This is a genomic window from Marinobacter zhejiangensis (assembly GCF_900114775.1).
Taxonomy (GTDB): Bacteria; Pseudomonadota; Gammaproteobacteria; order Pseudomonadales; family Oleiphilaceae; genus Marinobacter; species Marinobacter zhejiangensis.
The window spans coordinates 1-21,644 of record NZ_FOUE01000003.1; the positions used below are offsets into that span (position 1 = coordinate 1).

Consider the following 21,644-nt stretch of genomic DNA (forward strand, 5'->3'; position numbering starts at 1 on the left):
TGTAGTGGCTCAATGATTCCGGACACCAACGAAGGTGGTAAGATCGCCACCATAAACGAGGTGTCTGATGACCAGAAAGCGACGTTCCTTTACTCCTGAATTCAAGCAGGAAGCAGCCAGCCTGGTGCTGGATCAAGGTTACACCATTGCCCAGGCGAGTACGTCCCTGGGCGTGGGTGAAAGCGCCCTCCGGCGATGGGTGCAACAGCTAACGGATGAACGCGAAGGGATCACCCCGAAGGGCAAGGCCCTTACCCCGGAGCAACGCCGTATCCAAGAGCTGGAAGCCCGCTGTAATCGGCTGGAACGGGAGAAGGACATATTAAAAAAGGCTACTGCTCTCTTGATGTCGGACGAGATGAATCGTACGCGCTGATAGACCGATTGAGGGAGCAGGAGTCTACGGAATTGGTCTGTGAAGCGTTTGATATCAGTCGTTCCAGCTATTACGAGTACCGCCACCGGCAGAGCCACATAGACGTTGAGCGTCTGGCCCTGAAGGCTCGGGTAAACCGCTTGTTCACCAAGAGCCGCAGCTCTGCTGGCAGCCGGATGATTAAGGACATGCTCAGCGACGAAGGCATCAGCGTTGGCCGCTTCAAGGTTCGACGTCTGATGAGCGAACTGGGGCTGATCTGCAAGCAACCAGGCCCTCATGCTTACAAGCAGGCCACTGTTGAACGGCCGGATATCCCAAACCATCTGGCTCGTGAATTTGCAGTGGACCGGCCCAACCAGGTCTGGTGTGGTGACATTACCTACATCTGGAGCGGCCAGCGGTGGAGTTATCTGGCCGTTGTGCTGGATCTCTATGCACGCCGGGTCGTTGGCTGGAGCATGTCCTCCAGTCCGGATGCTGATCTGGTTGTAAAAGCTCTGGATCACGCTTGGGAACAGCGTGGTCGACCAGAAAAAGTCATGTTCCACTCGGATCAGGGAAGCCAGTACGCCAGCCGCAAGTTCCGTCAGCGGCTCTGGCGCTACCGGATGACGCAAAGCATGAGCCGGCGCGGCAACTGTTGGGACAACGCACCGATGGAGAGATTGTTCCGAAGCCTGAAATCAGAGTGGATACCGGCCTTGGGATATCGAAGCCTGTTGCAGGCAGAGAAGGATGTTGGTGGCTATCTGATGGGCTACTACAACCGGCAGCGACCACACTCATTCAACGGTGGCATTTCTCCGGTTGCTGCCGAGGAAAAACTTAAAATACTGTCCGGGATTAGTTGACCACTACAATCGGCCAGACACCTCCCGGGATGAACCGGTGATTGCAGCGCTTCAAAGTGCGACTGAACGCTATCCCGCCTACGGCTTCAGCAAACTGTTCAAAGTGCTGCGACGCTGGGGTCATAGGTGGAATCACAAGCGGGTACACCGGCTGTACTGTGCACTCAACCTGAATAAACGACGACGGGGGAAGAGACGGCTCCCGACACGAAACCCGGAGCCATTGAGCGTGCCAGCCACCGTTAATCGATGCTGGTCCATGGATTTCATGAGCGACAGCCTGTTCTGTGGTCGCCGGTTCCGGACGTTTAACGTGGTGGACGACTTTAACCGGGAGGTACTGGCTATCGAGGTTGACCTGAACCTGCCAGCACCGAGGGTCATACGGGTTCTGGAACGCATCATCGCTTGGCGAGGTTACCCGGCCAAACTACGCATGGATAACGGTCCTGAATTCATCTCGATCGCCTTGGCAGAGTGGGCTGAGCAACACGGTATCGAGCTGGAGTTTATCAAGCCGGGCACACCCACTCAGAATTCGTATGTTGAGCGCTTCAATCGGACTTATCGGGACGAGATCCTGAACATGTATGTCTTCCGGAACCTAACCGAAGTCCGAGAACTGACCGAATCCTGGATGACGGAATACAACGATGAGCGTCCCCACGATTCACTGGAAGACCTGACGCCATGGGAATACCTGGCAAAACACCAACGGGCGGAAAACTCTAATCAGCGGTGCAACTGAAACAGGGATGTTTACAAGAAGCCAATGCCCCGTCAGGATCATATTGTTCAACGTGGCCATAATCGTCAGCCGGTGTTTGTTGAGGGTCGCGACTACGAATACTACCTGTCGAATCTCAAGGAATGGAAAACGACGCTTGGTTTGGCGGTGTACACGAAAAAAGGGACAGATTGATTTTCCGAGGGGGTGGTTGAAAGGCCAGAAAATAGATCTGCCCCGGTTTCCTAAAGGTCCGATACCGGTCCCAGTCAGCCTTAAAGACCAGTGGAACGCCCGTGGCGACGCGCTGTTTAAAGAATAGGGAATACCATGCCAACCGAAGAAAATCGACCACCCCGGATGGGGGATGGCCGCGTGTTTTTTACGTTTCTCCTGAAACACTACGGCCGTCAGGAAAGCCATGACGAGACCGCCCTGCGCGTGCTGGTCCTCGGCCGGGATAAGTACGGGGCCGAGCGGGAAACGCTCAAAGGTAAGCATCTGCGCAGCTGGGATGAGGGGACCCGGATCGTCCCGAAGTGGGCCTACAGCGCCGCGCTCGAGCTCTGTCTCCAGGCCGGCTTTAAACCCGCCGATGAGGACCAGGCGATCGCCTGCTGGAAAAGCTGGCGATTAATTCAAGGGGCGCTGCTACCCACCGATCAACAGCTGTTAGCCTTCAGCCAGGCGGTGTCCCTGACCTCAGAGCAGGTGAGGGCCGTCCAATCGTACGCGGACGAAGAAAAATGAAAAACAGCTAATGGGGTCATGCTTCGGGGTCAGGTCTTGCCTTTTGCCCCATTGCCACCTGTGGTGGAGCTTGGCAATCTAGCCAACTCATTCGTAGCGGTTAAGGCGGCAAGGAATGGCGAGCCGATAGAAACACTTCCTATCGCTTGTCGTCCATCCTTTTAAGATGGCTCTCATGAGCCTCTTTTACTTTTTCTGTGGGGTTAACGATATATTGGTATATCTGTTTTTTTAACAGGAATAGATCAACTAATTTCAGTTCCTCACCTTCCATCCAGTCGTTGTATTCCGCCTCAGACGCACTAACCAAATCAACCAGTTCTGCTTCGGTCATATCCAGGAGCTGCCCAACTAATGCGATAGTGGAGCTTACGGCATGTTCTTTACAGGAAAGGGTAATCTCAGATGTTACTGCTTCAAACTGGTGATCCTGTTCAATGTCACTTATCGAGTGCTTGCGGCTGTACACCAAAAAATCTTTGGCCCTTTTTTGAGATTCCAAAAATAAACCGTATTCCCTGTGCTTGATTCGCTCAAATTCAGCCAACACACGTCTAACCTTGCTGTTCCAATCAGCAGGAGGCTCCAATTCTGCTAGTTTTTTCTCCAGTTGTTCGTGGATCAATTTCTGTGCGGACGCTTCGTCGCCAACATTCCCAAACTCTCGGACTCTGAAAACAGGCTCACCGGTATCATTTCTGAGGATTGTTCCACTCTGCTGAAAGTTGTTTCCAGAACGGCGCGGTTTGGAAATGACGGTTTGATAGTAGTCTTGCTGCATATGGGTTTTAGGGGATTTTTACGCTAACAGTCTTGGCAGATTGGCGTGCGGGTAGGCAAAAGGCAATACCTGACCCCAGAGCCTGCGGGTGGCTCCTGTCGGGGCCAGCAAAAAACAGGACTGGTTTGAACCCCCACCGGATGTGGCGGTGTACGACAAACAGCCCTGATCGGATCGTCAGTCGTAATAACGCGTCAGCGTAACTTCCTGCCAGCGGCTGTTATTGCCGGCCAGTGCCCCGGCCGGCAGGCTGATTAATAATCCGCCTTGGCTGAGATGCAGTACATGCAGCAGTGGCTGGTGGCCCGTGGGTAATAACTCGCTGATACGCTCATCCGGCTGGGGTAACAACCCCAAGGAGCCTGTATAGAATTCCTGGCTTAATTCGTCGCGGCTGGCGCGTAACTCTGCCGGCAGGCTTGCCAGCGCCTCGCTGTGATCGACCTGGTTATCCAGTTGCGGGCGCGCTTGCCAGTCAATGGCCGCTGCCGACTGCACCGGCTCACCGTCACAGCGGTATTCGTAGCTGGTTAACCGGTGTTGTGGCCGTGGGCTCCAGCCGTGTGCCGCTGATGGCAGTTGTGACCAATAAAAGGCACGAAGTGGCTGGCGGAAGAAGCGCCATGTGTCGTAGTCATCCTGGTGCTGCATTTGCTGATCATCCAGCGCTTGCTGTATTTGCAGTTCGTCTTGCGGGGTCAGATACAGCTGTAATAAGCCGGTACCGGGTAATAGATGGTTGCCACTGAGCTCTTCGAAATAAATCTGAGTTAACAGCTGCAATTGTGGGTGTTGTTGCAATACCCGGGCAACATCCTGGCCGTCGTCGGTGTGGGTTTGTGGCACATTAACCATGCCGCGCCAGTGGCTTTGCCAGGGATAACTTTGTTTGGTGAAACAACAACGAAAGCCGGTGGGTAAGTTCTGATAACAGGACTTCAGGGCTTCAATACGACGTTGCGATAATAACGCCTGATCGATTTTCCGCTGGTAATCGCGGCCGTCGGCAACGCCGTCTTCAGTGCCGCTAGGTTTTTCAGTATCGCAAAGTTGTTCAGTGGCGCTTATGACCGCCAGGTACGGTGCCGCCTGATAACATTTCTGTAATATCTGGGCAGCACTGTCGCCGTCTTTTGGGTAATGCTCGAGCATTTTCAGCTGCATATCGTGCAGCCGCAGCGGATCGGCCTGGCATTGCAATAACCACTGGGTTGCCAGCGTACTGGGGCTGGGTTTGGCAAACAGTAGTTGCAACGCAGTGCGGCCGGCGGAGTCTTCACAATCGACGGATACGCCCTGTTGCAGCAGCTGGCTGAGGGTGTCCTGCTGGTCGATAAAGTCCTGGTCGGTTTTGATTTTTTTCAGTATCTGAAACCACTGGCTGCTGCTCATTGTGTGACTGCTCTGTTGATTTATCTGATTATCTTTTAAGTCGTTACGGGTGCTTACCCCGGGCTCCCTGGTCCCGGATACTGGCTGAATCGGAGGCAGAGTGCGAGCGTCTTGTTCACGTCCAGTTCATAAGAAATGCGCATTCTTTACATTCTGTAACATGCTGAAATGTAAACAAAAGGTAAGGGTGGTATTGCGTGTGTTTCTGATATTCTCGAAGAGTGCATAAGCCTGACAAGTGCCTGATGGGACGATCGAGACAATGGTTTCCTTCCCGTCATACCGGGCAGGTCAGACCACCTGAATAAGGGGATAGACATCTATGAATATGAAATCACTGCTCGTTTTTTTGTCTCTGAGTGCCACCTCATTGGGCGCCGTTGCGGGTGACACAGCCGATGCCGCGCTGGGTGGCGGTCTTGGTGGAGCGATTGGGGCGGCCATTGGCAACGAGGTAGGTGGCAGAGAGGGTGCTATCCTCGGCGGTGCTGTCGGTGCGGCAACGGGAACAGCCATTACCACCAACGATCATAGAGATTACGATCGCGACTATGATCGTGACCATGACCGCCGTCATTATGACTACGACGATCGCCGGTCTAACCGTAATTCTGGTGGCCATTTCTGCCCACCGGGCCAGGCGAGAAAGGGCAACTGCTGAGCCGCGACGCGCCTGCACTTTGACCTGAATGCTTCAAAAAGCCTTCCTCCAACGGGAAGGCTTTTTTTTCGGCCTGACCCCGGAGGCAGGCATTACCTGCCGTTTACGATACCTGCCACCAGTCGTCCAGCCAACGCAATCAGAACCGCACCGAACACACGCTCGAACCAGACCGCACGCTGCCGCAGCACATCCAGCCATTTCGGGTTGGAAAACAGCCAGGCCACAATCAGGTACCAGCCCGTGTCGATAACCAGTGCGGTGGCGGCATAGCCGAACTTGGCCAACAGGCTGGTATCTGTGCCGACCACCTGGCTGAACAGGGCCAGGAAGAACACCGCAACTTTGGGATTGAAGAACGCAATCAGGAAGCCATCCCGGGCGGCGCTTCTTGTGGTGGGGATGTCTGGCAGTTCGTTGTTGGCGGTGGGTTTTGCCGTCAGCCCCTTGAACCCGAGCCATGCCAGGTAAAGGGCACCTCCCCACTGAAGGGCGGTAAACGCTGTCGGTGATGTGGTGATGATGGCGGCCAGGCCAAGAATGCTGAGGAATGCATAGATCCCGATACCGAGTCCATGGAACAGTGCGGCAACCACTCCGTGGCGACGGCCACCGCTCAGGGTCTGCTTGAGTACCAGTGCCAGCGAGGGCCCCGGAGACATGGCGCCCAGAGCACAGATGGTTACGACGGTCAGCCAGGTGGCGAAGGTCATCGCGGTACAGGTCCTTTGCAAGTGAAACAGGCTGCCAAGTTTAGCAGCCTGTTTCGCCTGGGAAACCTATTGTTCCGAAGCTTCCTCACGCTGATCGAGATGGTCCAACGTTACAACCAGGGGGCCCTGGGTAACGTCAAAGTCGTAAAAGGTGTAAGTATCTCCATCCTCGTCCTCCATCCGAATTTCATAAAGCGGACTTCGGGTACGGGCGCTGTACAGGGAGAGGGTCACCGTTTCACCATCCTCAAGAATGTCATCACCCAACCGGTCTTCACACCAACATTGCTGGTGGATATGAGAGATGTACAAATAATAAATGTCATAACCCGTGTTGTTCACAACATCCAGCTTCCACGTATCCTGGGCGAACGCCAGCTGTGGAAGCAGGATAAACGCCAAAATCATCTTGGCGATCATGGAATAACCTCGTTATATACAGGTGCATGCAATTATAGAGGGCAGTTAACTAAAGAACGAAACGGGCCAGGTCGATTTTAGATTGAGCCATACCACGGAAAACGATTCCCGCTTCCACCGCCAGGTGCTGGCTGGCGGAAGTACTTGTCGGAAGGGGGAATCGAGAGCACGGCGGTGACTGACCCTTACCAATCGTTCGGAACTCGCCCCTCGCGGATTCGCTGGGGGTGGTCCCCGACATCAATTCGGGCGACTTCGGTGGCGGTGTTATAGGAAATCACTGACATCTGGTCCGTGCCACTCCACGAGATATAGCAGTGTTTGCCGGACGCATCGGACGTCACCCAATAAGGCTTCTCGCCCAGGCCTTCCAATAGCTGATAGCTGAAGGTGTCGCGATCAACGATGGCAACGTAGTCACTCATGGTTCCCGCCACGCAGAGGGTATCCCCGGCACCGTTCATCGCAATGCCATGGTGAGCCGAGTCGTTCACGTACAGTTCCTCGGGCAGGTCCGGCACCAGGTTGGGGAGGCGCGCCACCCGGGTGATTTCACCAACCTCCATGTCATACTCAACAAAGCCGTGCAGGAATGACAGCTGGAAATAGAAGAAACGCTCGTCTGGTGTATGCGCCATGGGCCGGATGGCGGGACTCAGATCATCATAACCCGCCGCGCTCAGTTTCTCGGCAAAGTCGAACTTTTCCAGAATCTCCAGGGAATCTGCATCGACAATCTGGAACACCCGCTCACCCTTGGTGAAATCCATCAGGTCGTTGTCAAAAGGCGTAAAAACGTGTCCGATGCTGGCGTGGTAGATTTTTGAGCCATCTTTCGAGTAGACGTTTTCGTGGGGGGAGTTACCGGTCGGGAATGTCCCCAGCTCCTGGCCGGTTTCAACATCCAGGATATGCACCACATTACCCGTGGAAGCGGACACAGCCACCTGCTGGCCGTCAGGCGAAATGGCCATGTGATCCGAGCGATAGCCTTCCACTTCGAAGCGCCAGGCAATATTACCGGTTGCCGTTTCAATGGCGACCACGTCCGCAAAACTGGGCCTTGAGACAATGAGCAGGCGTCCGTCCAGGCTGCTGTACATGTCGTCCACGTACTGGTCGTGACCTTCGCCGATCAGGTAGCGAATACCCTCAAAAAATGCCAGTCTGACCGGATTAAGATAGATTTCGGTCAGGCGCCGCCGTTTGTCCGGTATGCCGTTGATCCGCCCCAGCCGGTCATAGGTTGAAGCGTCCACAACATCAATCATGCCTTCCCAGTTATTGCCAACGAAGATCACATCCCGGGTTTGCCCGGGGCTGGCATCACTGTTCCCGCCGGTACCAAACCAGCCGGCCGTCGCCGATGCTCCCAAAGCCATCAATGCAGACCCTGCGACCAGGGCGGTCATCTGCTTTCTGAGGTTATTGCCATTCGACGCTGTCATTACTCACTCCTTTATTGTTTTATTGTTTTATTGTTCGGAATGGCAACTATTGCACTTGGGCCGTGCACGGTCGTTGACATGACTGCCCACTACCCCGTCAGTTCAGTCAATCCGGGTGTTAAACATGTCCAGATACTCTCCCGGAATATCACGGGGTCGGGTCTTGCCTTTTACCACCTCGGGGTGACGAGGTAATAAAACCCAATCTGCTTCCTGTAAATAGACTATTGTGAAGTAAAGGAACGTGGGACGTTGGTATAAGGAGAATGCCGGAATCAGTCGGGAGGGGCGGTTTTGCGCCGCGATAGGTATCCCGGTTTCCGTTAATCGACATCCTGGCCAACCAGGGCAAACCGGGCAGGCCAGGCTGATAAGCTGTGCATGCAAGGCCAGTTACTGGCAGTGTGTATTCAGTCCCTGACCGGTGTATGGCATGCCGGCTCCGCCCGTAAAAGGGTCTATTGGAGTCCTGTCATGAACACAAAGTATCGACTACCACTTCTTGCCGTTATGGTAACGCTCTCGTTTTCTGCCCCAGCGGATCAGACACACGGGAACGCAGAAATGTCCGCCAGCGGCGGGGATACTATTGGCACCATCAACTTCCATGCAAACTGCCGTGAGGATGTGCGTGCGGATGTCGACCACGCGCTGGGCATGATGCATCACATGATGTACACCCAGGCCCGAGCCGAATTCGAGGCCATTACCCAGGCTGATCCTGGCTGTGCCATGGCCCACTGGGGCGTAGCGACGACGCTGTTCCAGCCATTATGGGGTACCACACCCAGTGCGGCGGATATCACCCAGGGCCGCGAGTCGGTGGAGAGCGCGCGTAACGCCACCGACAATGAGCGGGAGCTGCTTCTGATCGACGCCACCGGTGCCTTCTTCGAGCCCGATACTGACCAGGTCCGGGAGCGGCTGGCGGGCTGGATTGGGGGCATGGACAAAGCCTATGAAGCCTATCCGGATGATCTGAACGTCGCCACGCTTTATGCGCTGTCGCGCCTGACGTTGGCGCTGTCCGCCGAAGACCGGCAGGCGTTGCACGACGAGGCGGAAGCGGTGCTGCGTGCCGCCTGGGAGAACGAGCCCACCCATCCGGGGGCCGTCCATTACAGCATCCACGCCACGGATGCCGATGGTCGCGCGGCAAACGCGACGGAAATCGTGGATTCCTACGCGGAGATTGCCCCCAGCGTGCCCCATGCCCTGCATATGCCGTCGCACATTTATGTGCGCCTGGGTGATTGGCCGCGGACTATTGACTGGAACCAGCAATCGGCAAAGGTGGCTGTTGAGCACAAGATCCAGGGGGCGACATCGTTCCATTACATTCACGCCTCGGACTACCTGGTCTATGGCTATCTCCAGCGTGGTGAAGACAGCGCAGCGCAGGGTGTCTGGGAAGTTGCGCAGGCCAATGGCCCGCACCAGGGCAACTTCCCGGGGGCCTACCACCTGGCTTCTATTCCAGCCCGGTTAGCGGTTGAAACGCGTAACTGGGAGGCGGCCGCCGCCATTACACCGCGGGCCGTGGACTACATAGACTGGGACAAATTTTCCTGGCCGGAGGGCGTGAGTTGGTTTGCCCGGGGCCTGGGCGCCGTGCATACCGGTGACCTGGAGGCGGCCCGGGAGGCGGAACAGCGGTTAGCTACCCTGGCTGAAAACGCTAAGTCCGCTGCCGATCGGCGCTTTTCAACCTACATTGAAGTGGATCGCCAGATCCTGGCGGGCTGGATCGCGAACGCCGAAGGGGACCCGGAGCGTGCCGCTGAACTAATGCGCTCTGCCGGGGAGCTCGAAGCCACCGTTGAGAAACACCCCGTCACCCCAGGTGCCTTGCAGCCACCCTACGAGGCTTTGGGTGATCTCCTGCTTGCCCTGGATCGCCCGGATGAGGCGCTTGTTGCGTATGAGCAGTCCAATCATACCTGGCCGCAACGCTACAACACCCTGGACGGCGCAGCCCGTGCGGCCGATGCCGCCGGTGATAGCGAGGCCGCTGCCGTGTGGTCCCGGCGGCTACTGGAGACCGCTCCGGGAGCCGAGCGTGAGTCGATCAATAACATCAAGGCGCTGGCGGGGCGCTAGCGTGAACGAACGGGGCTGCCCAGAAGGCAGCCCCGGGGTTGGCCAGAATGGCTCTGTTGTCGGTTTGAAAGGTTCGATACACCCCTATTGTGGAGGCGGCAGTCGTTCAATGGCGGCCTTCAACCGTTCCAAGGCCTGCTCTGACTTCTGTTCTATAGCGCCTTTGAAATGCACTGCATTGGCCAGTACCAGCGGAAAGTTCGGCATGGTGTATTGCAGGGTGCGTTCGAACTCGCTGCTGCCTTCGCCTAACGTTTTTACGCGGTAGGTCAGCTCAATCTCGACATCATTATCCAGATTGATTCCACGCACGCGCCAGTAATCCCCCTCCGCACTTTCGGTCACTTCCCAGCTCATCCGGGACCGACCGATGGGCGTATCGATCACCTCGCTGAAGTGATCCCCGGCCTGCAATGGCCCCACGCTGTTCGCCGTTATCTCCGCGGATTGCGGATGCCACTCGGGCCAGCGGCTGACCGAACGGGCGTAATCGAGCGACTGGCTGGCAGGGTGTTCAATGGTAATGCTGTCCACGATCTGGGTGGTTACGGGAAACGTCCACAAGTGCACGGTAAACCAGAGCATCAACGGCATCCGGAGCGCTTCGCCCCAGCGATATCGGTGGTGGCTTTCGAGAAGGTCACTTGCAACGACCAGACCGCTGATTACCAACAACACACCGGTCGCCAGTTGCCACGCGGACAACTGCGGCGACAAGAAGATGAACAGGGTGCAAACGACAAATGTCACGGCCATGGAGAAGACCACATAGAGCTTCTTGCCCCGGGTTGTTTGGGGGTTGTATTTCGGACGGTCGGCAGTGCCGTTCTTTTGCATGCCCGGATCAGTGGCGTCCTTCTCCAGACAGTCTGACGGGCGCCAGCCCGTTGGGCGGAACCAAAGCAAAAGCTTGTCCTGCCAGCGAGCAGTTGTGTGGGCATCCCTTGCCAGCATCGACCAGTGCTGGAGGTTGGCCTTGATGGGGTTGAGGGTGTCCAGTGGACGCGTGGTGCCATAGTGGCAGGGGGCCGCTGCCAGCTCAGGCTGCCAGGTACCAAACAGACGATCCCAGATCACCAGGGTGCCGCCGTAATTGCGGTCAATGTAGACCGGGTTCTTGGCGTGGTGGACGCGGTGGCTGGATGGCGTGGACATGATCCCTTCAATCAGGGGAATACGGTTGATGGCCTGGGTATGAAGCCAGAACTGATACATCTTGAGGACGATGAACTGAACAACAAACACCACCGGTGGACAACCCAGCAGGGCCAGCGGCAGATAGAACACCCAGGAAAATGCATACTGGAACGCGCTTTGGCGAAGTGCGGTGGTGAGGTTGTATTCCTCGCCCTGATGGTGACCGACGTGAGCCCCCCAGAGGATATTGATTTCGTGGGCGATACGGTGAAACCAGTAATAGCAGAAGTCGACGCCGAAGAAGAACACAATCCAGGTGATCGGGTTGTCCAGCTCGAACTCAAACAGGCGATGGTTTTGCCATAGCCAGATAAACACCGCAAACGTGTAGGCTTTCAGTAAGGCATCGGAAAGCAGCAACAGCAGCCCCATGGAGAGGCTGTTCACGCTGTCATTGAAACGGTGGAGACTGCGACCCTGAAGGCGGAGTATCAGGTACTCCACCAGCATCAGGACCATGAACAGGGGAATGGCCAGGCCGTTGATATTGTATTCGCTCATGCCGTGAACCCTCGTTTGTTAGGAGTGGACCTCTTACCCATTATCAGAGGGACGATGTCGCGGATCAGTGACGGGCGACGACGATTAATGACAGAACGCGACATGATTGTTGGAGTAGAATGTTCGTGTATTGTCGCTTTCCCCGATCAGGAGCCTCCGTGAGCCATTTATCCATTGCCAATGTTTGGGTAAACGCACTGCTGCGCACCCTCCACAAACTGGGCCTTGATGTGAACAGGATCGTTGCTGGCCTGCCGGGGTTTGAACGCGGCGCTCTCAGTCACCGTGGCCGGCTTGACCTGATCTCGGCGCGTCAGCTTTGGCACAACGCCGCCCGGATGTCTCAGGATCCATTACTGGGGGCACGCATTGGTCTGCTTCAGGACTACCGCAGCATTGGTGTGCTCGCCCCGTTGCTGTGGCATTGCCCATCGGTGAGCCTGGCGCTGCAGCATGTAGCCACCTACCAAACCCTGATCAGTGAAAACGGCGTATTTCATTACGACAAGCCGCTGGTAGAAAACGGCACCGCTCCGCTGCTCCGATGCCGCTATCAGGAGACCCCCGCCGCTCTCGCGGCCAACCCGCAGCAGATCCTGTCGGTCGTCGCCGGAACCATCCAGTACATACGGAATCTGTTTGACCAGCAGCTAGTGGTGTTAAACCTCATCATCCCCAATACCCTGGCGCTGGATAGCGGTGGGCTGGGTAACTTGCTGGAACTGCCGGTGGCAACCTCAGACGACCACTTCGGATTCGACCTCGACATCACTCACATCGACACACCCATCACCGGTTGCGACGACACCCTGTACCAACTCAGTCTCAATTACGCCCGCCAGGTACTCAACGCCAAACAGGCCGGGTCGGAACAGTTGCTCAGAATACGGGGTTATATTGCTCGCCATGGGTTTGCACTGGCGGGGTTGGACCAATGCGCCAAGGCGCTGGATCTGCATCCCCGTAATCTGCAGCGGCAACTGTCAGATCAGGGCACCAGTTTTCGGCAGCTGAAAGAGGAAGTATTGAAAGAAGTCACGATCCGCGAGCTGAACCAGCGAACCTCACCGGAGCGGATCTCAGAACTGCTTGGCTACTCTGAAAAGAGTGCGTTCTACCGCGCTTTCCGGAGCTGGTTTGGCGTGTCACCTCGACAGCTTGCCCGACACACCTACCTGACCTGGCAGGTGGATGTCGCAGACAAAGCACAACTAAGGGGAGCTGACCGATTTTGAAGTGCTCAATTCTGCGAACAAAGTTTGGTGGGGTGGCCATATTGTTACCCCCATCAGTTCGCCCAGCTCTGCCCCCTTTAAAATCCTTTAAAAGCTGAAAAAAATCTGCATCCAAAACACCCGCTCCCCAGTAGTCACCCTGAGGCCTGCTTTCACGCCAACTGTGAAGCGGGCGCACATTTCAACGATTCAAGGTGACGATATGGAACGCATGCGCATGTCAGAAAAAGAAAAATGGCCAAAACGGACGCTTCTTGCCCTGGCGGTATCAGGTATGACGCTGGGGATTTCAGGGTGCTGGCTGGACGGCAGCAATGTACGCAATGCCGGAGCGCCAGACTATGCCGCTGCCACTGTCTACTTAGCCAGCAACAGTTCCGGGGGGGATACAAGCGTTCGGGTCCGTGACGAGGACCTGGGATTGCTGAACACCTACACCACGGGAGCCAACGAAGGGGTGCTGGTGAATGCCGCGGGCCAGCTTGTGCAGGCCGGGGATCTGATGAGCACCGGACGCCTGGTCACCGCATGCAACGCCGAGAATCGTATGACTGGCGATGCCAGCTACGAGATCACCGGCACGAACACCACCTTTGGCAGTCCCAAGGGTATCGCCCGAATCGCCAGCGAGGGACTGATCGCGGTGGCTAACAACGGTGCCAGCACTGTGCTGCTGATGGGCGCGTCCGCTGCTGGAGATGTGGCGCCGGTCGCCACCGTCGCCCTGACGGCCAACGCCTGGGACCTGGTTTACGATGAGGCATCCGATCGATTGTTTGTGGCCCAGGTGGATGGCACCGTGGCGGTGTTCGATAGCTTTGCCCAGGATCAGGGTGTGGGTGGAGCGGATCGCACGTTTTCCATCGTCGATGGGGATGGGGAAGCGTCCGTGAACCTCCACGGCATTGACTACGATGCCGACAGTGACCGTCTGGTGATCGGTGATGTGGGCCTGGCTGGTTCGGATGACGATGGCAAGCTGTATGTGGTCGACGATGCCAGCACCGCGAATGGCGAGGTGACTGCCACAGTAACGTTCAAGGGCAATCAGACCCGGTTGGGTAATCCGGTGGATCTGCAGTTGACCGGCACCGATGTGCGCATTGCCGAGAAGGCCAACGGCGGCGGCGCAATTCTGGTGTATCAGGATATCTTCAGTCGTTCAGGCGGCAATGTCGCGGCTGACCTGGTGCTCGACACCCCGGCGCCGGAATCCCTGGCGGTGGTGCTCTCGGTCGACCCCGCGCCGGGCGTTACCGACATTCTCGACCCGTCCACGGCGTATCAGTTGCTGACCACCAGTAACCCGGCCCCGGGATCGGCTACCTCCGGTCAGCTGTTTGGCAACGAATCGACCCTGGCCGGCGCACCGGCGCTGGCGTTTGATTCCGGCCTGGACAGTGTGGAGAACGTCACCCTGGATCGCGACGGCAACGCCTACATCACCTTTGACGACGGTACCACCAGCAACAGTGGCATCGCAGTGATCGGCGCCATCGACGCCCGTGACAATTTCGATGGCAGTAGGGACCGGATCATTACCGGCGCCAACACACGGCTGATGTCGCCCAAGGGCATTGAGCTGGCGGACGACCTGGGCTTGTTGATCGTGGCCGAACAGGGTGGGGCGGAAGTGCTGGTGTTCAGTGCCTGCGCCAGTGGTAATGCTGCGCCAACGGTGGTGAGCACCGGCGGTGTCGCGCCCTGGGATTCCGACTATGATCCTGCGAGCGATACGCTGTACGTGGCCCTGACCGACGGCACGGTGGCGGCCTACGACGACTTCTCGACTGATATGGGTGATGGCGGTCCGGACCGGATTATTACGCCGGCGATGAGTGGGACTCCGTTCGCCGCTCCGACCAATCTCCACGGGATTCGCTACGTGGCCTCGGACGACGTGCTGATCGTCAGCGATGTCGGCTCTGGGGCGGCGAACAACGACGGGGCATTGATGACGATTCCCGCGGCTTCCGCAGCGGATGGGGTAACGAACGTGGGCAAGCGCGTCGCCAACCCTGGCGATGGCTCCGACCTCACCGGACTGGGCAACCCAGTCGATATCGCGTTCGACGGGGCGGACCTGTATGTGGCGGAGAAGATCAACGGCCAGATTCAGGTCTGGCGTGATTTCCTGACCGACGCATCACTGACCGGCAATGTGGCGCCGAGCGACAGCGTGGCGGCCACCGCACCGGAGTCGATTGTCTTGCAACCGGAGTAACGTCCGGCCTCATGAAAGAACCCGGGCTGGCCCCGGGTTCTTTCGTTTCAGACCAGCCTGGGCCTAGAGAGCGACAGCGCGGCCGATGTATTCCACCGGTCCAGTCGGACGGCCGATCGGCGACCCGCTGGCATCCTCCAGGGTGATTTCAAACAGCTGGTTGGCCTCCAACGGTGGCAGCTCGTTCAAGTTGATCAGCAGTTGCTCTCCGGGTTGCACCAGCCCCAGCGAAACCGGGCCGCTCCAGTCGTCGGCCTTGGTCCAGAATTCCAGCGCCTTGCCGGGCGGAACCTCGAACTGGCCCAGTGCCGTCAAGGTGATGGTCTGGTGATTGCTCGCCTTCACGACCCAGCCTGGTGCGTGCCCATCCGGACTGGCGAGGACCACCATGTAGGTGGGCTGAGGTTGCAAGAGCATCAAGCCAATACCCATCAACAGAGCCAGCGCAAAGCCGGCTGCGGTTAGGCCGCGCCACAGGGCCAGGTTGTACCACCAGCCATCACGGCTGTGCGTGGACGTATCCTGAGCGGCCGGTGATGCGTGGTCAGGAGCGATGCTATCGCTGATGCGGGTCCAGACGGCGTCGGGAACAGGCATCGGGGTTACGGCGTCGCACAGGGGAACCAGCCGGTTTTCCCAGTAGGTCACCCATGAGGCCAGTTCTTCATCTGTTTCCAGGCGCTGGATTACTGCACGACGTTGGTCCTCTGGCAGAGAGCCCAGTACGTACTCGCCGGCCAGCTCGAACAGCGGTGCCTGATCGGTTTGGTCGGTCATGCGAGGCACTCCTTCAGCGCTGACAAACTGCGTTTGATCCACGACTTCACGCTGCCCAGAGGTGCGCCTAGCAGATCGCTGATTTCGCCCTGGGTATAGCCATGAACGTACGCATGGTAGATGCAGGTGCGACGCTCCGGTTCCAACGCCATGATGCAATCGTGCACCCGGTCGTTATGCATGCCCCAGTGGCTGGTGTTGACCCGCTCACACCAATGGCTGTCGCTGGTATCTGGTAGCTCATCCGGCGACTGGTCGCGTGGCTCACGGCGCTGGGAGAAACGGATGGAATCGAGTGCCAGATGGCGGGCAATGGAGTAGATCCAGCCGCGACCGGTGCCGCGGGATGGATCAAAGGTATGGGACTTTTGCCAGACGCGCAGAAACAGATCGTGGATCAGGTCTTCTGCGGTGGCGCGGTCACGGACGATGTTGAAAATCACCCCCATCAGTCGATTGGCCTCTTCCTGGTACAGCGCTCGCAGGGCCGACTGTTTCTGCGCAGCACAATCGCGCAAACAGGTCTCATAGTCGAATGCATCGGTCTGGTCTGACATATTATCCCTTTTGGCGCGCCCGAAGCTCAGGAGCGGGAGAGTGTTGTAATTAAAGCATAACGGCGTGACTAGCCGGGTTGGATCAAACGTCACAGTTCCGTCAAAGTCTGCCAGCTCTGCCCTCTGTCTATCTGATTTGTGCCAACGGTAAACTCGTAGGTGTCTTCACCGTCTCTGCTAAGGTAGCCGCTCGAGCAGCACACATTGTCCGCTCCACCAGGGCACAGACATCGTAAAGTCTCCCTTACACCAATCCTTCACCACCAGTTAGCAGCCAGTGTTCCTGCTCCAACGAGCCATCGACACACTCAGCCAGCAGCCGGAAACAATGATCGGTGTGCGTCAGGCACAAGGTCTGCCCGGCTTCGGAGATTTCTTTCAGCACAATGCCGGGGTTAAGGGCCTGCAGGCTGCGAACAAAGTTTGGCGGGGTGGCCATATTCTTGCCCCCCACCAGGCCGCAAACCGGCACCTCTGCCTGTCGCACCAGTGGCGCCCAATCTCGGGCCATGGAGACCTCCAGGTCAAGCTCATAACCCTTGCCGACCTGGTTCAGGTTAAACCCGTAAGTGCCCAGCGTACCCTGGCGACAGGAAGGCGCCTGTAGCACCTCCAGATCATGGGGGACGCCTTCAAACACCGCCTCCATCCAGCGTTCCGGGCCGAGTTTGCGCATTTGCACCATGCCCAATCGAATCAACAAACGTACTGACCAGAAGGCATGGCGAGCGGCCCACATGAACACGCGATGCTGGCGTGGAAGGTAATCCAGCGAGTCCTTGTCCTGAAAAGGGGCTGAAGGGGACATGGCCAGAATGCCGCTGGCTCGTTCGGGGTGGCGGTTGGCCAGTGCCAGGGCGTACATGAAGCCGCTGTCGTGGCTGGCTAGATAAACCCTGGGTATGTTCAGGGCATCAAGCACGGCAAGGCAGTCCTCGACCTGCGTTGCCAGTATGTCTTCGCCCTTGCCGGGCGGCTGGCTGCGGCCGTAACCCAGGCGTTCCGGCACAATCACATCCAGCCCGTGACGTGTCGCCCATTCGCGATCCTGAGGGAATTCACCCGCTCCAAAATAGGAGCCATGCAGCAGGACTGGTTTGCCGCCGTTTGCGCCATAGCGCCGCCAGCCAACCCGGCGCTGGCCGCGCATCAGTTCGCCCAGTTCCAGTGGGTAGCCGGACAGGGCTGCCTGCGGTGCGCTGTGTGAGCTTTGCTGGGCATAGCTCTGACTGCCGATGGCGGAGGCCAGCGCCACTGCCTGCACCTGGGACGACGCCCCCATTTTCCCAAGCAGGCTTTTGATCTGCTGGCGGACGGTGCCCACCGCGCGACTGCGTTTGTGGCTGATCTGCTCGCTGTTCATACCCTGGGCCAGACAGGCAAGAATATCGCGCTCGGCATCGGTCAGCTGAAAAATGTCCTCCAGCGCCTTGTCGATGGAGTCCGACCACTGGCACTCAACGGCGCGTAGCAGGAAGGTCTGGTGTTCACCGTTGTACAGGCCGATAAAAATCAACGGCAGGGTATTGTCATCGCAGGGGGGGTCACTCAAAGGGGGAAAGGTGCGTAGTAGGGAGGGGCCTTCGTACTGGAAGATCCGTTGCTGGAAATCGCGAAAGTCCTGAGCGCTGACCCCCAGGCGAGCAATGCCTTCCCCCTTGCTGGTTCCGAACAGGTTTTGGGCCGCCGGGTTCTGCGCCAGGATCACGCCGCTCTCTGTCAACGCCAGTGCCGGGGCCCCCTCGTCTTTCACCAAGGCGTACAGCTGGTCGTTCAGTTCCGCCTGCTGTTCAACTTCCTCCAGCAACAGCGCCAGCGTCAGGGCGGTATCGCCTTGCAACCCCTGAACACCGAGGGTTACAGGCTCCAGCATGTTGAGCAGCACCTGGTAATCCTGCTCCCCCTGAATCACCGATAACACCAGAGCTTTGAGCTCTTCGGGTTCTGGTGCCGGCGCTTTCAGCGGCTCGGCCTGGCTTGCGCTCTCCATGCGATGCTCCGTAGCAAACGTTCCCTATCGTTTCCTTCATCTTATGCGAAGGAACTCGATCACGTTGGCTGCGACTTACGCAGCCAGCGTATTGTTTTCGATGACAATGTTGACGTTTTTTCCACATTTATACCAGATGGGATATGAGCTTTTTGAAGCCCTTTCGTACAGTGGCGTCGATGGCTGGGGCGTCCGCTTTTGCCAATTGGATAACAACAGATTCCCGAAAAAGGAGTTCGTCAGCGTGCGGAATTCATCAAATATCTTGGTCACGGTTTTGTCGACGACGGTTTTGGCGGCCTGCGGAGGCGGCAGCGATAGCAATGGTGGTGGCAGTACACCTGAGCCACTCTACGGTATTGGCGGTACGGTAACGGGGCTGGTTAATTCCGGGCTTGCCTTGGAAAACAACGGTGGCGACAACCTGCAAGTGGCGGGCGTGAGCTTTGAATTCGACACCAAACTGGCCGACGGTGAAAGCTATTCGGTGAGCTTTGCGAGCCATCCGGACCAACAACTCTGCGAATTGGCCAACGCCAGCGGCAGTGTCGCGGGCGCAGATGTTGATGATATTGACGTGCAGTGTCGCTCCTGGGGCACGGAGGCATTGATCGAAAACACCAGCGAGCATGCGCGTTTCCCCCAAATTGCCTTAGATGGCAACGGCAATGCCACCGCCGTATGGCAGCAATCTGATGGTACCTACGAAAACATCTACGCCAACCGCTACACACCGGCCACCGGCTGGGGTAGCGCCGAGCTGGTCGAAAATGGCAGTAGCGGGCATGCGTATTGGCCGCAAATCGCCGTTGACAGCGCTGGCAATGCCATCGCTGTTTGGTACCAGGACGATGGCACAAACTATAACCTTTACGCCAATCGCTACACGGCCAGCTCGGGTAGCTGGGGTACGGAAGAGCTGCTCGAAAGCAGTAATGCGGGGGACGTGGTTTACCCCAGCATTGCCTTTGATAGCAACGACAACGCCATAGTCGTGTGGCAACAATCTGATGGGACGTACGAATCTATCTACGCTAACCGCTACACACCGGCCACCGGCTGGGGAACCGCCGAGTTGATCGAAAGTGGTAACAACGGGAATGCTACTCAGCCGAAAATCGTCTTTGACAGCGCTGACAACGCCATTGCCATATGGAACCAGGGCAATGGAAGCGACGATATCTTTATCAATCGCTATACCGCGGGCGCTGGTTGGGGCACGGAGGAAGTGATCGCCATCGGCAGTTTCGGAAATGCAGTGTCCCCACAAATTGCCATCGACAGCAACGGCAATGCCATCGCGGTGTGGCTCGAGCAAGACGGTACCAAGGTTAGTCTCTACGCGAACCGCTACACGGCCAGTACGGATGTGTGGGGTGGAGAAGAGTTGATCGAAGACAGCGATGACGGGCATGCGTACAGTCCACAGGTTGTCATTGACAGCAACGACAATGGGATTGTCGTGTGGCACCAGAGCGATAGTGGAAACACAAATAGCGTTTATGCCAAACGCTACACACCTGGCGCGGGTTGGGGCGCGGAGGAGCTGATCGAAAGCAGTATTTCCGACGATGCGGAATACCCGAAAATTGTTATTGATGGTGACGACAATGTGATTGCTGTGTGGCATCAAGACAATCATCTCTACGCCAACCGCTATGCGGCCGATACCGGCAGTTGGGGCGCAGAGGCTCTGATTGGAGGCGGCAACTTCTCGGTGAATGGGCCACAAATTGCCGTAGGTGGCGACGGCAATGCCATTACCGTGTGGTACCAATACGATGGCACACACCTGAGCATCTACGCCAACCACTTTAAATGATGAAGGGTTGATGTCGGCGGCTTCGGGTAATCGGAGCCGCCGGATTCACCGTCGGATGGATGTTGCTGGAGCCATCCGGCTCTTTACCCTCACCCTCAGACCATGCGCTTGAGCGTTCGGTCACCGACCCAGTATTGGTGTACCAGGGCCGCCGCTACGTGCAGGCCGATCATGACCCACAGCACGGACGCCAGGGACTCATGTACGTCTTCGCCGATGTCCTCCATCCACTCTACTTCCGGTCCGGCCGGCACCACCGTCAGGCCGAACAGGGTGAGTGCATCCCCTTCGCCCAGCACCGTTATCACGCCAGACAGCGGCATCAGAACCATGGCGGCATACAGCGCAAAATGCCCCCACTTGGCCAGGGTTGCCCACTGAGCATGAGGCGCAAGACGGTTCCGGTTCAGCCACCGCCAGAAGCCTCTAAACAGCACCAACCCGAACAGTAGCGCCCCGATACTCTGGTGCCAGCCCATCAGCGTGTGCTCCGAAATACTGTGTTCAAACGCCTCAAACCAGACGTCACTGGCAAGCATGATCAGAAGCAGTGCCGCCATGAGCCAATGCAGTGTTTTGGAAACAACGCCATAGCGATGTTCCGTTTCCATTAACGACATCATTATCTCCTTTGCAGATCTCAAGAGGTGCGGGACCTAAGCGGTGGGCTCGGGTCTCATGGTCAGTCACGTTCCCGGTTTCTGGCGGGCATGCCATACAGCTCAAACTCATGCTCCTGCATCAGGCTCTGGTCAGCGTCCAGCACCTTCATCAGATAAGTTCCGTCCGGGGTTTCTTCCACGGTGACGTCTATACCGGGGCCGAACCTGCGCAGGGCCTGGGCGTACGCCATGATGCGGATTTCATCCAGGCCGTATTGCTCCGGCTCAGCGGCTATGGGTCCCATGTCACCAAGGGTGCCTTTGCGACTGCTTTCCCGGAGATCATCAGCCGCCGGGGCCGTAGACAGCACACTCCCCAGTAGCACAGTCAACGATAAGGCCCCGGCGGTGATCATCTTCTTCATAATTTGACTCCCTGGTTCCTGGCGACGTGTTGTCGCCAGTCAGGGGCTATTCCAGCAGCAAGCTGTCGCAGAATTGTCTTTGCAGCAAAGCG

At 57.3% G+C, this 21,644-nt stretch carries 18 protein-coding genes and 1 pseudogene; 8 read left to right on the forward strand and 11 right to left on the reverse strand.

Going from position 1 to position 21,644, the window contains the following annotated elements; genetic code table 11:
• The first annotated feature begins 67 nt into the window (after window positions 1-67).
• The 3 genes and pseudogenes from BMZ67_RS09880 to BMZ67_RS09895 all read left to right on the forward strand — a co-directional run bounded on the left by BMZ67_RS09880 (window position 68) and on the right by BMZ67_RS09895 (window position 2,707).
• Window positions 68-1,230, forward strand: a protein-coding gene (locus tag BMZ67_RS09880) for an IS3 family transposase (RefSeq protein ID WP_092020958.1) whose coding sequence is annotated in 2 segments (ribosomal slippage) — window positions 68-323 and window positions 323-1,230 — 1,164 coding nt in all. Because the reading frame shifts where the segments join, the coding sequence is not laid out codon by codon here.
• Window positions 1,231-1,240: 10 nt separating this feature from the next.
• Window positions 1,241-1,978 (forward strand): annotated as a pseudogene (locus BMZ67_RS09885) (IS3 family transposase); the annotation flags it as partial.
• Window positions 1,979-2,287: 309 nt separating this feature from the next.
• Window positions 2,288-2,707 (forward strand): hypothetical protein, encoded by a 420-nt coding sequence (locus BMZ67_RS09895; protein ID WP_139214358.1) that lies wholly within the window; start codon window positions 2,288-2,290, stop codon window positions 2,705-2,707.
• A gap of 139 nt (window positions 2,708-2,846) precedes the next feature.
• On the opposite strand, the gene BMZ67_RS09900 is transcribed toward BMZ67_RS09895, so the two are convergent.
• Both BMZ67_RS09900 and BMZ67_RS09905 read right to left on the reverse strand, forming a co-directional pair.
• Window positions 2,847-3,488 (reverse strand): DUF1659 domain-containing protein, encoded by a 642-nt coding sequence (locus BMZ67_RS09900; protein WP_092022170.1) that lies wholly within the window; start codon window positions 3,486-3,488, stop codon window positions 2,847-2,849.
• Between the two features lie 177 nt (window positions 3,489-3,665).
• The gene (locus BMZ67_RS09905) at window positions 3,666-4,880 is read right to left on the reverse strand and encodes a DUF1963 domain-containing protein (protein WP_092022172.1); all 1,215 of its coding nucleotides are present in this window, start codon (window positions 4,878-4,880) and stop codon (window positions 3,666-3,668) included.
• 328 nt (window positions 4,881-5,208) lie between these two features.
• Between BMZ67_RS09905 and BMZ67_RS18895 the strand changes: the two genes are divergently transcribed.
• Window positions 5,209-5,541 carry a glycine zipper domain-containing protein gene (locus BMZ67_RS18895; RefSeq protein WP_342713495.1) on the forward strand — a complete coding sequence of 111 codons (333 nt, stop codon included), beginning with the start codon at window positions 5,209-5,211 and terminating at the stop codon, window positions 5,539-5,541.
• Window positions 5,542-5,633: 92 nt separating this feature from the next.
• Here BMZ67_RS18895 and BMZ67_RS09915 read toward each other — a convergent pair whose 3' ends face one another.
• The 3 genes from BMZ67_RS09915 to BMZ67_RS09925 all read right to left on the reverse strand — a co-directional run bounded on the left by BMZ67_RS09915 (window position 5,634) and on the right by BMZ67_RS09925 (window position 8,122).
• Window positions 5,634-6,254 carry a LysE family translocator gene (locus BMZ67_RS09915; protein WP_092022176.1) on the reverse strand — a complete coding sequence of 207 codons (621 nt, stop codon included), beginning with the start codon at window positions 6,252-6,254 and terminating at the stop codon, window positions 5,634-5,636.
• Window positions 6,255-6,320: 66 nt separating this feature from the next.
• Window positions 6,321-6,674 (reverse strand): hypothetical protein, encoded by a 354-nt coding sequence (locus BMZ67_RS09920; protein WP_092022178.1) that lies wholly within the window; start codon window positions 6,672-6,674, stop codon window positions 6,321-6,323.
• A gap of 185 nt (window positions 6,675-6,859) precedes the next feature.
• On the reverse strand, window positions 6,860-8,122 hold the full coding sequence (locus BMZ67_RS09925; RefSeq protein WP_092022180.1) for a YncE family protein: 1,263 nt from the start codon (window positions 8,120-8,122) through the stop codon (window positions 6,860-6,862).
• Window positions 8,123-8,686: 564 nt separating this feature from the next.
• Here BMZ67_RS09925 and BMZ67_RS09930 point away from each other — a divergent pair.
• Entirely contained in the window at window positions 8,687-10,222 is a 1,536-nt protein-coding gene (locus BMZ67_RS09930) for a tetratricopeptide repeat protein (RefSeq protein WP_092022182.1), read from the forward strand.
• A gap of 84 nt (window positions 10,223-10,306) precedes the next feature.
• Here the strand turns inward: BMZ67_RS09930 and BMZ67_RS09935 are convergent, their stop codons facing one another.
• Window positions 10,307-11,920, reverse strand: coding sequence for a sterol desaturase/SRPBCC family protein (locus BMZ67_RS09935; protein ID WP_092022184.1), 1,614 nt, complete (start codon window positions 11,918-11,920; stop codon window positions 10,307-10,309).
• Window positions 11,921-12,078: 158 nt separating this feature from the next.
• On the opposite strand from BMZ67_RS09935, the gene BMZ67_RS09940 reads away from it, so the two are divergent.
• Entirely contained in the window at window positions 12,079-13,155 is a 1,077-nt protein-coding gene (locus tag BMZ67_RS09940) for a helix-turn-helix domain-containing protein (RefSeq protein ID WP_175481891.1), read from the forward strand.
• 202 nt (window positions 13,156-13,357) lie between these two features.
• The gene (locus BMZ67_RS09945; RefSeq protein WP_092022188.1) at window positions 13,358-15,379 is read left to right on the forward strand and encodes an NHL repeat-containing protein; all 2,022 of its coding nucleotides are present in this window, start codon (window positions 13,358-13,360) and stop codon (window positions 15,377-15,379) included.
• Window positions 15,380-15,442: 63 nt separating this feature from the next.
• On the opposite strand, the gene BMZ67_RS09950 is transcribed toward BMZ67_RS09945, so the two are convergent.
• The 3 genes from BMZ67_RS09950 to BMZ67_RS09960 form a co-directional block, all read right to left on the reverse strand.
• On the reverse strand, window positions 15,443-16,156 hold the full coding sequence (locus BMZ67_RS09950; RefSeq protein WP_092022190.1) for an anti-sigma factor: 714 nt from the start codon (window positions 16,154-16,156) through the stop codon (window positions 15,443-15,445).
• The gene (locus tag BMZ67_RS09955; protein WP_092022191.1) at window positions 16,153-16,713 is read right to left on the reverse strand and encodes a sigma-70 family RNA polymerase sigma factor; all 561 of its coding nucleotides are present in this window, start codon (window positions 16,711-16,713) and stop codon (window positions 16,153-16,155) included. The genes BMZ67_RS09950 and BMZ67_RS09955 overlap by 4 nt, the downstream gene beginning before the upstream one ends.
• 244 nt (window positions 16,714-16,957) lie before the next feature.
• On the reverse strand, window positions 16,958-18,703 hold the full coding sequence (locus BMZ67_RS09960) for a bifunctional helix-turn-helix transcriptional regulator/alpha/beta hydrolase (protein WP_092022193.1): 1,746 nt from the start codon (window positions 18,701-18,703) through the stop codon (window positions 16,958-16,960).
• Window positions 18,704-18,767: 64 nt separating this feature from the next.
• Here BMZ67_RS09960 and BMZ67_RS09965 point away from each other — a divergent pair, with 64 nt between their 5' ends.
• Complete coding sequence (locus BMZ67_RS09965; protein ID WP_092022195.1) at window positions 18,768-20,525, forward strand: hypothetical protein; 1,758 nt, start codon at window positions 18,768-18,770, stop codon at window positions 20,523-20,525.
• A 95-nt stretch (window positions 20,526-20,620) separates the two neighbouring features.
• Here the strand turns inward: BMZ67_RS09965 and BMZ67_RS09970 are convergent, their stop codons facing one another.
• Together BMZ67_RS09970 and BMZ67_RS09975 are read right to left on the reverse strand one after the other, a co-directional pair.
• Window positions 20,621-21,145 carry a cytochrome b gene (locus tag BMZ67_RS09970; protein ID WP_092022197.1) on the reverse strand — a complete coding sequence of 175 codons (525 nt, stop codon included), beginning with the start codon at window positions 21,143-21,145 and terminating at the stop codon, window positions 20,621-20,623.
• A 62-nt stretch (window positions 21,146-21,207) separates the two neighbouring features.
• On the reverse strand, window positions 21,208-21,552 hold the full coding sequence (locus tag BMZ67_RS09975; RefSeq protein WP_092022199.1) for a hypothetical protein: 345 nt from the start codon (window positions 21,550-21,552) through the stop codon (window positions 21,208-21,210).
• Window positions 21,553-21,644 lie beyond the last annotated feature (92 nt).

Coding starts and splice junctions, on each gene's coding strand:
- BMZ67_RS09895 (WP_139214358.1), top strand. CDS start 2,288: ATGCCAACCGAAGAAAATCGACCACCCCGGATGGGGGATGGCCGCGTG.
- BMZ67_RS09900 (WP_092022170.1), bottom strand. CDS start 3,488: ATGCAGCAAGACTACTATCAAACCGTCATTTCCAAACCGCGCCGTTCT.
- BMZ67_RS09905 (WP_092022172.1), bottom strand. CDS start 4,880: ATGAGCAGCAGCCAGTGGTTTCAGATACTGAAAAAAATCAAAACCGAC.
- BMZ67_RS18895 (WP_342713495.1), top strand. CDS start 5,209: ATGAAATCACTGCTCGTTTTTTTGTCTCTGAGTGCCACCTCATTGGGC.
- BMZ67_RS09915 (WP_092022176.1), bottom strand. CDS start 6,254: ATGACCTTCGCCACCTGGCTGACCGTCGTAACCATCTGTGCTCTGGGC.
- BMZ67_RS09920 (WP_092022178.1), bottom strand. CDS start 6,674: ATGATCGCCAAGATGATTTTGGCGTTTATCCTGCTTCCACAGCTGGCG.
- BMZ67_RS09925 (WP_092022180.1), bottom strand. CDS start 8,122: ATGACAGCGTCGAATGGCAATAACCTCAGAAAGCAGATGACCGCCCTG.
- BMZ67_RS09930 (WP_092022182.1), top strand. CDS start 8,687: ATGTCCGCCAGCGGCGGGGATACTATTGGCACCATCAACTTCCATGCA.
- BMZ67_RS09935 (WP_092022184.1), bottom strand. CDS start 11,920: ATGAGCGAATACAATATCAACGGCCTGGCCATTCCCCTGTTCATGGTC.
- BMZ67_RS09945 (WP_092022188.1), top strand. CDS start 13,358: ATGGAACGCATGCGCATGTCAGAAAAAGAAAAATGGCCAAAACGGACG.
- BMZ67_RS09950 (WP_092022190.1), bottom strand. CDS start 16,156: ATGACCGACCAAACCGATCAGGCACCGCTGTTCGAGCTGGCCGGCGAG.
- BMZ67_RS09955 (WP_092022191.1), bottom strand. CDS start 16,713: ATGTCAGACCAGACCGATGCATTCGACTATGAGACCTGTTTGCGCGAT.
- BMZ67_RS09960 (WP_092022193.1), bottom strand. CDS start 18,703: ATGGAGAGCGCAAGCCAGGCCGAGCCGCTGAAAGCGCCGGCACCAGAA.
- BMZ67_RS09970 (WP_092022197.1), bottom strand. CDS start 21,145: ATGTCGTTAATGGAAACGGAACATCGCTATGGCGTTGTTTCCAAAACA.
- BMZ67_RS09975 (WP_092022199.1), bottom strand. CDS start 21,552: ATGAAGAAGATGATCACCGCCGGGGCCTTATCGTTGACTGTGCTACTG.